10 protein-coding genes are annotated in these 14,000 nt (G+C 48.6%); 6 read left to right on the plus strand and 4 right to left on the minus strand.

Annotated elements, in window-relative coordinates; genetic code table 11:
* Positions 1-94: 94 nt before the first annotated feature.
* The 4 genes from B7990_RS00640 (at position 95) to B7990_RS00655 (ending at position 3,612) form a co-directional block, all read left to right on the plus strand.
* Complete coding sequence (locus B7990_RS00640; RefSeq protein ID WP_088639149.1) at positions 95-1,573, plus strand: class I SAM-dependent RNA methyltransferase; 1,479 nt, start codon at positions 95-97, stop codon at positions 1,571-1,573.
* A gap of 49 nt (positions 1,574-1,622) precedes the next feature.
* Positions 1,623-2,066, plus strand: coding sequence for a hypothetical protein (locus B7990_RS00645; RefSeq protein ID WP_088639150.1), 444 nt, complete (start codon positions 1,623-1,625; stop codon positions 2,064-2,066).
* 12 nt (positions 2,067-2,078) lie between these two features.
* The gene (locus B7990_RS00650; RefSeq protein WP_088639151.1) at positions 2,079-3,005 is read left to right on the plus strand and encodes a hypothetical protein; all 927 of its coding nucleotides are present in this window, start codon (positions 2,079-2,081) and stop codon (positions 3,003-3,005) included.
* Between the two features lie 160 nt (positions 3,006-3,165).
* A complete protein-coding gene (locus tag B7990_RS00655; RefSeq protein ID WP_141099192.1) occupies positions 3,166-3,612 on the plus strand; it encodes a hypothetical protein in 447 nt (148 codons plus the stop codon).
* A 281-nt stretch (positions 3,613-3,893) separates the two neighbouring features.
* Here the strand turns inward: B7990_RS00655 and B7990_RS00660 are convergent, their stop codons facing one another.
* Both B7990_RS00660 and B7990_RS00665 read right to left on the minus strand, forming a co-directional pair.
* Positions 3,894-7,433 carry a hypothetical protein gene (locus tag B7990_RS00660; RefSeq protein ID WP_088639153.1) on the minus strand — a complete coding sequence of 1,180 codons (3,540 nt, stop codon included), beginning with the start codon at positions 7,431-7,433 and terminating at the stop codon, positions 3,894-3,896.
* 267 nt (positions 7,434-7,700) lie between these two features.
* Complete coding sequence (locus tag B7990_RS00665) at positions 7,701-9,674, minus strand: carbohydrate binding domain-containing protein (protein ID WP_088639154.1); 1,974 nt, start codon at positions 9,672-9,674, stop codon at positions 7,701-7,703.
* Positions 9,675-9,879: 205 nt separating this feature from the next.
* Here B7990_RS00665 and B7990_RS00670 point away from each other — a divergent pair, with 205 nt between their 5' ends.
* Complete coding sequence (locus B7990_RS00670; RefSeq protein ID WP_088639155.1) at positions 9,880-11,262, plus strand: nitroreductase family protein; 1,383 nt, start codon at positions 9,880-9,882, stop codon at positions 11,260-11,262.
* Between the two features lie 400 nt (positions 11,263-11,662).
* Positions 11,663-12,265, plus strand: coding sequence for a hypothetical protein (locus tag B7990_RS00675; RefSeq protein ID WP_088639156.1), 603 nt, complete (start codon positions 11,663-11,665; stop codon positions 12,263-12,265).
* A gap of 561 nt (positions 12,266-12,826) precedes the next feature.
* Here the strand turns inward: B7990_RS00675 and B7990_RS00680 are convergent.
* Both B7990_RS00680 and B7990_RS00685 read right to left on the minus strand, forming a co-directional pair.
* Complete coding sequence (locus B7990_RS00680; protein ID WP_088639157.1) at positions 12,827-13,495, minus strand: LrgB family protein; 669 nt, start codon at positions 13,493-13,495, stop codon at positions 12,827-12,829.
* A gap of 14 nt (positions 13,496-13,509) precedes the next feature.
* Positions 13,510-13,866, minus strand: coding sequence for a CidA/LrgA family protein (locus tag B7990_RS00685; protein ID WP_088639158.1), 357 nt, complete (start codon positions 13,864-13,866; stop codon positions 13,510-13,512).
* Positions 13,867-14,000 lie beyond the last annotated feature (134 nt).

Below are 14,000 nucleotides of genomic sequence, written 5' to 3' on the forward strand. Positions count from 1 at the left end.
TAAAGTCTTCATCATGTCTTTGTCTTGTCATGCCCAACTTGATTGGGCATCTCCCTCTCGTGAGAACCCCGTAAAAATTCTATTTTATAGCGGTATGCCAGAATTCCGCAGAAACAACCGCTCAACTCGAGACCGCTTTAATCGCGGCAATTCTCGTCCGAACCGCAATAATGACCGTCGTGACTCTAGCCGAGAGCCGCGAGGTGAATGCTTGACGCTTCGCATCGAAAAGATGGTGCAGGGGGGCGAAGGCATGGCGCGTCTGGAAGATGGTCGCGTGTGCTTTGTGGCGGGTGCGCTCCCGGGGGAACTCTGCAAGGTGCGGCTCACGTTCCAGAAAAAGGACTTTACCAAGGGGCGCGTTGTCGAAGTTCTGGAAGCAAGCCCCGATCGCGTGAAGCCGCGTTGCCCGTTGTACGGCAAGTGCGGTGGTTGCAGCCTGCAACACCTGGCTTCTGAGAAGCAGGCGGAATATCTGGAAAAGGTCGAGCGTGAAAATTTCAAGCGCCTCGCTCATGCGGAACTGCCCGAAGATTTTGTCATCCATACGGGGAATGCCTGGGGGTACAGGAATCGCGCCCGCGTCGTGTTCCGTGGTAATTCTGGTTACGATGGCGCGGCAAATCGTGATGGTGCTGCAAAACGCGCTGTCTTTGGTTTCCGTGGCGAAGAAAGCAACAACATTGTTCCTTTTGAAAAATGTCCCGTGCTCACGGACGGCTTGAATGAATTTTTACGCGGACCCGCTGCGACGCTTCTCGCGGGCGATTCTAATCGCAATTTCGGCGGTTTCAATAGCAATTCGGGCGGTCGCGAGGATTCTCGCAGATATTCACGCGATATCGATGTGAACATTTTCGATAACGGTGCTGGCGAAATCTCATTCTATTACCCAGGAATGCACAAGTCCGAATTCGATGCTCATGCCGTGAGCCATGTCGAAATTGCAGGCCGCAAAATCGAAGCGGATGCATCTGTGTTTTTCCAGAGCAATCTGGGCCTTTTGCCGGAACTCGTCAATGCTGTCCGCAAGGCTGTGGATGAAGGCTTATCAAGCGGCAAGTCCTCTGACGCTTGGCTGATCGACTTGTTCAGCGGTGTCGGTTTCTTTGCCTGCATTTTGCAGGACAAGTTTAAAAAAATCACGACTGTCGAACGCGAAGATGGTTGCCTCAAACACGCTAAAGTTAATTTGTCTGTTCCGGCGGCATCTCGCGAAGATTCAGCGGCATCTCGAGACTGCGCGGCTTCTTGTGACTCTGAAAATCGCGCGGCATCTTGTGCTGTAGAAAACGTCTCGGCTCCTGCCGAAGATTGGCTTGTCGAAAACGTCGTCGATGTCCCCGCCACTCTCATCGTAGACCCTCCGCGAACGGGGCTCCCCAAAGAAGCTTTGACTGCCATCGTGAATAGCTCTGTTAACCGCCTGATTTACGTTTCTTGCGACCCGGTGACGCTTGCTCGCGATTTCGCCAAGTTCTCCGAGGCCGGTTTTGCCCTTTCTCACGCCGAAGGCTTCGCTTTTTACCCTCAAACACCCCATCTTGAGATGATGTTTGTACTTGACAGATAGTTTTTTGCTATTTTGAAAAGTGCTGTTGGGCAAAAAAGAGAGGGATAAAATGAACAAAAAACAGAAAGTCGTTATGCTTGCTACTTTAGCCTTGGGTGGGCTTTTTGCAGGTTGCTCAAAATCCGAACCCATTATCGCCTGTGGCCGTGAATGGAATCCGGCTGTGGGTTATGTTGCCGATACGGGTAGCGTCTTCAGGATGGCTGATGAACTCATCATCCAGTTGCGTTATGGAACGGGGTTCGACTTTAATACATTGAAATTTGCCTTTTACGAAGGAACGCTCGCCAGTAAGGGTGAAAAACTTTGGGAACATGATTTCCATGTTTCCAATAAAATGGAAGCGTTTACGCTTGAAGCCCGTTCGCGCCGTGGTGGCTATGCAACCGCCCGCGAAATGACGAAGCTCAAGGCTCCGGGAACAGTCGTTGTCGAAGTCTCTTCTGAAAGGGGCGTGATTGCTTCGAAACAGTTATCTATTGTCAATCAATAATTGGTTATCTTGATGAATAAAATAAAATTCTTGAGTGGAATGTTTGTCGCTGCAATGCTTACCGCTTGTGGCGAGTCTGAAGTATCTGTTAATTATAAATTAAATGAACCTGTCACGCTCGAAATGTACACCGAAAGCTTTTATGCGACGCTGGACCTGAAGGGCGAAGAAAAGATGGGGACGATTACGGCGACGTATGCCGATTTGAACTACTCTTCAAAAGGCGATACGACGTTTGTCAAGCGCAATTACGTGATTGACAAGTCTCGCGGATACCTCAAGAATTTTATGCCGACGGAACTCGCCTGGCGCATCAAGGAAGTGAACCTTGCCGCTGTGGATCGCAATGTGACGAGCCTCACCGGCATTGACGATGGCTACGACACGTTGCTGGCTCATGTCCCGATGCCAAGCCGCTGGCGCGATCAGCTCTTGAATCCTGAATTCAAGCCGCACCTCAAGCGTTTGGAAAAACACCGCTGGGAAATGGACCACTTGCTCAAGGGCGTTGTGCCGGTCAAGGGCAATGTGACTGAACTCCTCAGGCAGCAGGGGCGTCTGAACTTCGCGCTTATCAAAGTGGACTCCGTGGTGACCAAGGGTTTCCAGAATCGCGACCATCGCAAGTGCCTGGACTACGTTGTCTATTTGCAAGAAACCGAAAGCTTCCCGTACTTCATCTGGGAACAGCACGTAGGCAGTAAGATTGTGCCGGAAAAGTTCAAGGCTTACACTGCTGGCCTCAAGGGCGAATACCGCACCGAGTTCGAAGTCATGATCGAGCCGGAAACGGGCCTCCCGTGCCAGGAACGTGAAGTCAAGGTCGGAACGCACACGATGATTCACCCGGAAACGAAGGACTCCGTCACGTTCACGAGCCACATCTCGTACGAAAGACTTTACAACACCAAGCGTGAAGTGACCGAAGCCGCCGAGTAGAGGTTGCTTCGCAACAGTTCCTAGTTCTGAGATACTAGTTACTAGAGAATTTCATATTAAGAATTCTAGTAACTATTAACTAGTACCTAGTAACTAAAGAATCTTTAGTAACTTCTAACTTCCTACTGTCTACTTCCTTCTTTTTTTGTACTTTAATCCCATGCGTTTGACAATCCCATTCTTCCTTCTCCCTGTTGCTTTGAACTTCATCGGTTGTGCGACGCACGTTTCGTCGCAGCAAACCATGGCCGATGATCGCAATCTCGTTTACGAAGATACGTACAAGGCGTACCGCGAAGCCGAAGAAAAGTATTTGAACTTGCTGTTCAATATCGAGCGCATGCCTGAAGAAGAAGAACTTTGGGTGATGAAACGTGAGCGCATGATTGAACTCATGCAGCTTAAGGAACTGATGCTTAATGCGCGTCAGGAGCTTGATGGTGCTATTCAGGAATGGGAACGCCACTTGCTTGATGTCCAGGCCGAGGTAAAATCCCGCGAAATCAAGAAGCTCAATCCAAACTTCAGAGGTCGCGACGCCGAGCGCACGAGTCCCGGCCAGCTCCTCCCCGGCGAAGCGAAGAAAACCCCAAGCTACAACTACTAAACCTTAACTATTAAATTTTAAACAAAAAAACGGCGGCTCTAAGCCGCCTTTCGTTTATGCTAATCTAGAACTGCATACACAATTATAGTTGCAGATACGTTTTATAATGCAATAAGCGTCGGCCAAGGTATTTCCTTCGCAGTAGCGTGCAAAACGAGTGTTGCGACGGGCTGCTTGCAGACCGGCATAACCGAGTGAAGCCGCTGACGCCGTTAGGCGTCAACTCTGAGCTGGGGCCCCGCCCGCGTGAAGTACTATTTTGATTTATAATTGGCAATTTTTTATTGCCAACTATTTTGGAACCCCATCCCAATTGAAAACTTGATTCTCGTGGGGCAGATGTTCTTGTGCAACAGCGGCAAGTCAATCGGGGTCAGCTTTTTACCGCCATGCAAATCCTTGTCTTCTCCAATGCGACTCAGACCGCGCGCAAACGTGAGCGTAATATCGAACGGAATGTTGTCCCATATCTTATTGCTCATGCGGAAGCTTAAGCCCACGGAACGGTCCCAGAAATCATGCTTTGTAATCTTGTCTGTAAAGAAATTTCCGGTCCATGCCGCGCCGATTTGCGCAAACAGGTCTACGTACAAACTACGAGTCGAGAATATCCAGAGGTTGTGCCGCCAGTCATCGTAAATCGGGTAGAGGTAATGGAGTTCCGCCATTGCAGTCTTTGTGCCTGCAAGAGTGTAGTCCTCATCGCTTCTCAAGTACGGGTAGCCATCGAGGAATACAGGTGTGTAGTAGTACGAATCGAGCGTGTCGCTTACATCGTCCGTGTTCCAGTGGAGGTAGCTAGAAATTTTTCCGCCTGCGGCCAGACGTGCATGGAGGAACGGTGTCTGTATGCTTCCGTAAAGGTTCAAACCGAACTGGTGGAGTGCAAAGTTTCTGTAGTGTGTTTCAATTCGGCCGTTTTCGGTAATGTAGAGCGTTCCCGGACGGCTGAGGTCGCTGTTGGCGTACTGGTAATAGGCAAAGAGTCCGTTCCCTTGGCCGGTAATTCCAGAGCCGCCTTCGCCTTCGTGGTCTCCGTAAAGCCCGAAACCGACTGTTGCGCTAAAGCGCTTTTGGTATGTCCATTCAATTCGGTCATCGTAGAAGTTGACGTTCGCCCAGTCGTAACTGATGGCGGCCTGCAATGTGTCGATGCTCTTGAAAATGCTGTAGCCTGCGGTTCCTGTAATGGCTTGCATGGCGTAAGAATAGCGGCTCGTGCCGACGCTATCTGCTACGTCTGAACCTACGCCTTCGTAACGTACGGTTTCTTCATTCGTGTAGTTCGCGTAGCTGTACGAAATGCCGAGATCAATTGGCGTACTGCGGTTGTCCCATGCGATAAAAAATTCCTTTTCTTGCCTGGGGTTAAGTCCGTCGCCGTTGATGTAGTCGATGCCCTTACCGAGTTCGAGTAAAAGCCCTAACTGCACTGTGTTTTTCTTGAGGGCGTCGCTGATGACAACGGCAAGGCCGAGTTTCGCCTTGACTTCGCCCTCGCCAAAGACGGTCACTCTTGGGGCGTTTTCTGAAATGCTGAAAATCGGGACGAACAGCGGAATGTTCGGGATAGGCTTGTAATCGCGTTCTGCACCGGCAAATTCGCGTTCGATAAGTTCCAGCTCTTTGTGGGGCTTTTGCGGAAGTGTCCCGTGCAAGATGATTTCTCGTTGTGTCGTATCCGCTGTGGCAACCTTGATGGTGTCGTGGACTTCCACCTGAATCACGTCCTTGCGCAAGACTATTTGTGTGCATCTTGCGGAATCGGCGATGTTGGCGTCGGCAATTTTAACTGAGGCCTTCCCGGCATTTGTCGAATCGGCTGGCTTCGTGGTATCTGCACATGCGACCTGAATGGTATCGGCAACTTGCAGAACGCTATCACGGATGCTCACGACAATGCTATCGCGGAATATGGGGTCCGCTTCTTTTGCGTATGGCAACTTGTAAAGCGAGAAACCGTCCTTGTCGTACTGCGTGAAGAAAATGGTATCGCCTGCAAGTGTCGGCGTGAATGCGCCACCGACCACGTTTGTGAGGACTCGTTCCTTGCCAGTGCTTAAATCCTTTTCGATCAAGTTGAAAATGCTGTTTCTGTTGCTTGCGAAAATAATCTTGTCGTTGTCAATCCAGTTGACATCGCGTTCGTCATAGCCTGCTGTGCTTACGACTTTGAAGTTTGATCCGTTTGTGTCTACAACGGCTATCCCGCGTTGCTTGTCGTCAAAGAAGCTGAACGCGATGTGCTTCCCGTCTGGGCTGAACTTGGGACTGTAAATATTATAGTAGAGGAGGGTGGAGTCTGCCTTGAATATGTCAATGGGTTCCTCGGTGGAGGCGTTTTTCAAATCGCTATTGAACGGAATCTTGCTCAAGACGAATCTTGTGCTGAATGGCTCGCGTCTCACGAATACGATTGATGTTCCTTGCTTGTTGAATGACGGGTAAACGGCATCGACGAGGTACGTGATGGCGGCCTCGTTCTTGTTCGTATCGCTCACGGCAACGTCGAAGTGCGCATGGCCATCCTTGTCTCGGTTCTGGTAGCTGATGTAGGCGAGAATTGGACCGTGTGTGCTGTCGTCGTAAACGTCGATGCCCTTGTCGAACCAGGGCTTTTTCGCCTTGAAGCCGGACTTTGCAAAATCAGCGATGTTGATGAGGCTGCTGTCGGCGCCTTCAACTTCGATATCGCCAATTTCAACCTTCGCAGAATCCGCGACTTTCGCCGAGTCTGTCGCCGTACTATCTTTCGTCTCTAGTCTCTCGTCTTTCGTCTTGAGAGTGTCTTCCAGCGGAATCTTGAACACGCTTCCGTCAAACCACGGGCCGCCAAAGTTCGAAATGCCGTAAAGGTTCTTGCCGCTCACGACTGGGAAGTCCTGCCAGAAAGCGTCCTTCGTGATTTTGATACCTTCGACAAGCGTTCCGAGAGAATCCTTTTGTGCCTGGTAATGCTCGGTAATTTCTTTTTTCCAGTTATCGTAAAGTTGCTGTTCGCTGATGCCGAGAGCGCTCTTGATGGCTCCGTTAAGCGTTGCTCGGTAGGGCTTGCTAAGTTCTTTCCAAATTTTTGGGATCGCGTCTTCGCCGTAATGCTTCGCGATGTAGAGCACAAGTGAAAAACCTTGCGTGTAGGGGCCGAGTTCAGCAAGCAACGAATTGTCGGAAAACTCGTGCATATACGGGAGCGTCATGAGGCTGTCGTTCAAGGCTGCCGTGCGGAGAAGCATGTCGCGGTGCGTGTCCCAGGCGTCAAAGCCCATGCGCGAGGATTCGTATTGCGCCGTTCCTTCGGCAAACCAAAGCGGCTGCAAGGTGAACGGAATCATTGTGAGAAAATCCGTTCTTGTGCGTTCGTTGTAATAGTCGGTATAGTTGAATTGGAAACCGTAAAGGTTTGGAACGATTTTGGCACCGCTTTCGATGCTCACGAGGTGGCTGAATTCATGCGTCACCACGTCCGAAATCCAGCCATGGCTGCTGCGGATTTTGAAGTCCCAGTTGGTGAGCCAGAGGTTTATGGCGTTTTCGCTCGGGATGGCGCTGCCGTTGCTGTAAAGTGCGTTGTTCAGGACCGCGCTGATGCGTGGGAGTGGCTTGTTGTAGCGGCTTGTGACGGAATCGTAAACGGCTTCGGCGTAAGCTGAAACTTTAGCGGCGTGTGTCGAGTATTCAACGGGGTAAATGAATTGAAAATGTTCCGTGCCTGCGGTTTTCCACTTGATATCGCTCTGGTTGCCATAAAAGCCGGCGGCGCTTGCTGTTCCCGCCAGCAATGCGGTACAGACTGCAAAAATGCTCTTGATCTTAAACTTCATGATTGTAATTTAGAATTTTGTACGTGCCCGGAAAAATAAAAGCATATAGAAAAACCGCACGATTACTCATGCGGTTGTTTGGAGGAGATGAGGATTTATTATTACGTTAATAAAAATACGTAATAAGCCTATCGCAAAATATTTTAAAATTGTCTGTTTTGATGCATCTGTGTCAACTGTATTTGCTGCATGCTCCAGACATCCTTATTCCGAAAAAAAAGTCGCGCATTTCTGCGCGGCTTTTTTGTGGATTTCAAGGAGAGATTCTTATTTTCCGACGCCGAGAGCCTTGTCGAGGCCTTCGATCAACTTGCCGTTCTCGATCACGGAGAAGTTGCCGGTGTAGCCCCAGTGCGTCCAAGGAATCTGGAGCGTGTCGCAGATTTCGCGCATGGCCGTGAGGTAGTTGATGCGGGATTCTGCTGTAGAGCGGAGGTTCAATGCGCCGAATTCGTTGATGATCACCGGCACGTTGTTGGTGGCTGCCCACTTCTTGGCTTTGAGAATCTGTTCCAAGATGGCTTCCTTGCTTCCGGTCTTGTAGTAGTTCTTGATGTTCGTCTTCACGTAAGCCTTTGTGCTCTTGTTGACACCGAAGTCGCCAGAAACCGTAGACCACTTTGCCGGATCGTAGGGGAACGGAATGTCGTGGATGGTGGCATAGTCTGTCCAGGATCCGCCCTGATGCGTAAAGGCGAACGGTTCGTAGGTGTGGATCACGTAGATGATGTTGTCGTCGGTGAACGGGGTGCGCTTGGCAAGGAGGCTGATCGAGTACCATTGGGCATCGCCGAAGAGGATGGTATGCTTGGTATCGACGGTGCGGATGGCGTCAATCATGGCCTGGGCTGCAACGGTCCACTGGGCTGCGGTGACCTTACCATCGCTCATGTCCGGTTCGTTCAGGAGTTCGAAGAACAAGTCTTCGCGTGGGCTTTCGGCATAGTGGGCGGCCACATGCTTCCATACTTCAGCCATCATCTTGATGTAGTTGGTGTCCTTTGCGCTCGTGGTGTTGTAGCTGTTGTCGTATTCGTGGTAGTCGATTACGAGAGACATGTTGTACTTGCCGGTCCATTCCACGAATGAGTCGAGAACCAGGAACAGCGTGTCGTCGTCGAATTTCAGTTCAGCATCGGTGCCCTTAACAAATGCATCGCGGTTTGTAGCGTAAAGGTCGAGGTCAATCGGCAAGCGCAGGCTCTTGAAACCATTTTCAGCGAGGATCTGGACATCCTTTTCGCCCAATTCAAAGGACTTGAACTTGCCATCGGCGTTTTCGAGCCAGTTGGTAAAGTTGACGCCCTTGTTGAGGTACTTCATGGCCTTTTCTTGCAATGGATTGGTCACGGTGATTTCTGCTTCGGTGAAGGTTACGGTCGGAATGACCGGATCCTTGATTTCCATATCCGGCTGGTCCTTTTCGACCTCAGAGGTGTCTTGCAGATAAATGTTATCGATGAAGAGGGAGTCGGTTATGACCTTGCTCTTGCTGCCTTTTGCCTGGAAGCTGATGGCATTGAGATGCTTGGCGTCGAAGACAACTTCTTCGCCCCAGCCGCCCTGGACAAGATCCTTGAAGCGGATGACAGCCTGTTTCCAGGAGCGCGATGCCGGCACTTTGGCAAGATGCACGTCGTAGTCTTTGACATCGGAGACTTCGATGTGTACTTCGTGTGCGCCACCCTTGTACCAGTAGGTGATTCCGCCAAAACGGCCGTTTGCGCTATCTTCGGTAATTTTCAGGCCCCAGCCTACATACGGATCGTATTCATATTCGCCTCTGTCGAGAGTGTAGTTGACTTGCAGGGCGAAGTTGGAACCGTTGTTGACACGGCCCGGCATGTTGTCGCCGTCGTCGTTGAGCGGAGTCACGATAGAGGATGCACCGCCGTTGTTCTTATCGTCGTAGGTGTACCAGAAATCGCCAAGCTTGCTTTCGTGATTGGCGTCTTCAAAGTCGTCCACTAAAACGCCAAGACCTTGCGGCAAGGTGATTGGGCCTTCTGCGGGAAGTTCCGTCGGCGGGAGAGTTTTGCTTGTGTCAGTCGAAGTTGTGTCAATGGCCGGAATGGAGTCTGTTCCCGGTTGCGGATTGTTGTTCGGAATGGAGTCACGAATTTCAGAACCCGGATCGCTAGGAAGCGGAATTTGAGTATTGTCATCGCCGCAGGCGCTGAGAGCCATCACGGTTGCGATGCCGAGAATGCTGATTTGTGGGTAAAATTTCTTGAGTTGCATAATGCCCTCTTGTGGGTGTTTTCTTTTTTCCTAAAAATATATTTGAGGCATGGCTCTAAATACTGGAAAATGGGATATTGATGTTAAAAGTGTATTAAGTGTTTTGGTCGAAATGTCAACTTTTTGTACGAAAATCGTTGGAAAATGTTTTATTTATATAACGCAACGCTTCCGGCGAGAATTAATCTTTTTATCTTTGGAATGGATGCGCTTTTTCTCGGAAATTTACCACGAATCGACCCAGTATATTCCCCATGGAAGTGGGGATCCCGTCATTATGCACTGGGAAAAACAGGCGTATGCCGACAAACGCTATGAAGGGTGCAACCGTTATCCTTTTACAGCGGCTTTTATGCCACTCCTTGCCCCAGTTTCCGCTGATTACCTGAATCCGGTCTGTGTCTATGCCGTGGTGCATGGGGGAGAAGTTCCCGATGGCGTTTATTACGTGGACCGCGAGGATTCAAAGCTTGTAAAGTTTGGCGGAGCCGATGTTCGCAAGGCGATTCTTGCCGCATTTCCGGAACAGGAATTTATAACCGAAGCGCAGACGATTTTCATTTACACAGGGCTCCTGGAACGTGCGGTTTGGCGGTTTCGCGAGGCGGCGTATCGACAGGTGCAAATGGACGTGGGTTCGGCTTGCGCGAATACGATCCTTTTGGCAAAGTCTCGTGGGCAAAAAGTTTTTGCGCTAGGCGGATTTGTCGATGATTCCATTGCAGTCTCGCTCAAGCTTGGAGCAACAGAAATGCCGATGGCTGCGATTGCGGTTTTCCCGGAAAAGAGCATGGTCGCGTTCAATTCCGTCGATGATGGCGTTGGTGAACTCGCGTATTCGAACCATGCGGAGATGGGCGCGTATGCGGGCGAGGATGAATGCCGCATGGAAATTTCGCGTTATCCGTCAAGATTCATGCTGCAAAACCGCCTGGAAAACATTGATGACTTGAACCTTTGCATGAAGGTGCGCCGCTTGAATGCGCAGGCGCTCCCGGGCGATGAATTTCCGCTCACTCCGTCGAAGTTCACGAATGAGTATTATTTGCGTGAACTGTGGTATTTACGCACCGATAAAAAAGTCGCGGCTCCGTTTGTTCACGGAACGTTAGACTTGGATGATTTTTCGTCGATGTTGCGCTGGCTGGAATTGGCGCAGTTGAACGCTTTTGGCGCGGGGCTAATAAAAATTTGGGTGGTTGTTTTTGATGTGATGTTCGTGTACGCTGGTGTGTACCGCTACATCCCTGTTCGCAAGTCCATTTACATGCAAAGCGGTTCTGCCAATCCGAAAAAGTTTAACAAGTGCTTCGCTGTTCCCGAACAAGTTCAAAATTCCATGTTCGCCGTAGTGCTTACTTCGAACTTGAATGAATCTTGCCAGGTGCTCGGGAATCGCGGCTACCGCTACATGAACTTGAATGCCGGCGTTCTCGCCGAATCGCTTTACGTCTCCGCGCGTCTGCTCAACAAGACTGCCCGCGAAGAGCATTTCTTCTATCACGATGAACTCAAAAAGCTTCTCGAAATTCCTGAAACCGAAAGCATCATCTCGACTGTCGTAATCGGAAAAAGTCCAGCCAGATAGCAATTAGACTGTAGGCAATTGGTCAATAGTTGTTTCTGCTTTGTCATGCCTGCCGTAGCCTGTAGCGTCATGGCGGACTTGATCCGCCATCTCGAAGCTTTGTCATGCCCGCCACCGAGCGGGCACCTCCCTCTCGTCATCCTGAAGGCGTACCATTCTTCGTCATCCTGAGGAGCTGTTATTTTCACATTGTCATCCTGAAGGCGTAAGCCTGAAGGATCCCGTCACATTTTACGCGAACACTTTCAACAATACTGGCGTTACAAAAACGGTCATCACGCCTATTTATTGAATAATGTTTTACTTTTAAAAAACTTGACAATTGATTCTTTTTTAACGAATAAATTTATTTTTATGATGGTGCTAATCTAATACTCTTAGATGCAAGGAGAAAGAAAAAATGAAAAAGTTTATAATAATTATGATAATAGTAATGATAGCGTTTTACGGTTGTGATAACGGCTCCAATTTCTATGATCGCGAGATTGTTGTAAGTGAAGATTGTACAATTGGAGATCGTGTTGGAGTTGAATTTGATTCCGATTCGGTTCGTTGTGGTATGAGTGGAAATATATATTTTGGAATTGGTCGAAAAGATGAAAGTGATTTTTCTCCGTTTGCTTTTTATGTGTTCTCTGATAGTGGTGCGAAAAATACAAGGGATTCTGTATGGATTTTGGAAACTGATTCTGATAGGTACTCCTCATGTGAAAAAAAGGAAATATCCAGTAAAAATTTTCAAGGAACTTTTTGCCTGAAAAAATTTTATGATTCAACTACTAGGGAAATGGTGAATTATTATGATGTGCTAGAAAAAAATGGTAAATATGAATACTATTTCATTTATAGTAAATATGATTCGTATAAAGCATTCTGTAATATTTCGTCGAAAGATTGTGAATTGCTTTATTCGTGTGTCGTTTTGTATGACGGATTGTATAACTTTTCTAAAGTTCCTGATGCAGATAATGCGAAACGAAAAAACATTGGATGTGTTTTCTAAAAAGAGGTGGTAAATGAAAAAAATATTATTAACTATGATTGCGATATGCATTTCGATAGCTCAAGCTGATGATCCTAAATACGATGACGATAATCGATGCAATACATCGGATGCGTCGCTTGCGCCGGGAATTTATGTGCTCACGGATATGTGTGTAAATTAGCGAGTGAATCCAATGGAACTGTTATTTTTTGGTTAGGAACTTCTGCTGATTGCAATAAGTTTCATACAACGAAGATGACGACGTATTATCCTATAAAGAATCAACCAAGCAGTTTAGATTATAATCATCCAAATAATGAATTACGTTTGACTTTGTTGCCGGATGGTGTTGATGCAAATATGTTTGGTGTGCCGTTATGGCATCGCAACTTGTTTCTGCAAAAAGTGATCGGGCTAAAGTCAGTGTGATTTATAGTTTTAAACCAGGTCCTTCTGGGCCTGACTTAAATTCTGTTCGGTTGCACTCTGTTAGTCGAGTGGATTAAGGTGATTTATTGGTTTAGGCTTTAGAGTCGCATTCTTTTATAAGAATGCTTTATATCGTTTGCTGTATGCTCGTTACCCTAAAATATTGAGCATCACCGGCGTCACGAATACGGTCATCACGCCAGCGACTCCGATTGACAAGCTGCTCATGGCTCCTTGAACTTCTCCGATTTCCATGGCTTTTGTCGTGCCAAGCGCATGGCTTGCTGTTCCAATCGCGACACCTTGCGCAACCGGATTCCCGATGCGGAAAAATTTGCAAACAAGCGGTGCTGTCACGGCGCCCGTAATTCCTGTAATGACAATCGCTACAATTGTGATGGACGGAATACCGCCAATCTGCTCGGATACCACAGAACCCATCGGAATAGTGATGGACTTTGGAATGAGCGAAAGCATCAGAGTCTTGCTGATGTTGAAAATCTTGGCGCATGCGATCACGCAAACAATGCTCGTAATGCAACCGACGAGAATCCCCGCCAAAATCGGGAGCCAGTTGTTCTTGAGCGCCTGGATGTGTCTGTACAAAGGAACGGCAAGCAGAACTGTTACAGGTCCGAGAAAGAACGAAATGTAATCGCCGCCTACTTTGTATGTTTCGTATTCGATGCCCGTGACTGTCAAAAATCCGATGATGAGAATGGTGGCGATGAGGATCGGGTTCAAAAGCGGGTTACGCCATTTGTTGCGGATGGTGACACCCAGTTCAAAAGCGATGATTGTAAGAATGATTCCAAACATAACGCATTAAAAAATCAGTTTTTGTCTTTGGATTTTTTGCTTAAAAGTTGAACGGTCCAGCCGGTCGTTACCATGGTCACGATCGTAATCACGATGCAGAGGAAGAGTAATAGTGGCCACTGACTTTTGACGTCATCGCCAACGAGCATAAGCCCGATTGCTGGCGGCAAGAAAAAGAACGAAAGGCGTTTCAAGAAGAAATCGCTCACTTCGCGAATCTGGTCGAGCTTCACGATTTTTAGGCAAAGTAACAAGAGCAGGATTAGCATTCCGAGAATGTTGCCGGGAACGGGGATGCCTGTGTGTTCGTGAATGAGGTCTCCTGCGTAGCAAATCCCCAAAATCAGAGCTAGTTGTAAAAGTACTCGCATGCGCCCAAAGATAGAAAATAAGGGCTCACGCCAAAGGTGTTTTTTTTAATGCAAAAAGTAGATTATGCGGGCGGGGCCCCAGCTCGGAGTTGCGAAGGCCGCACGGGCCCCTCCCTGCACCCTCCCCATCCTTG

Origin of the sequence: Fibrobacter sp. UWB4 (assembly GCF_002210345.1) — a bacterium.
Taxonomy (GTDB): Bacteria; Fibrobacterota; Fibrobacteria; order Fibrobacterales; family Fibrobacteraceae; genus Fibrobacter.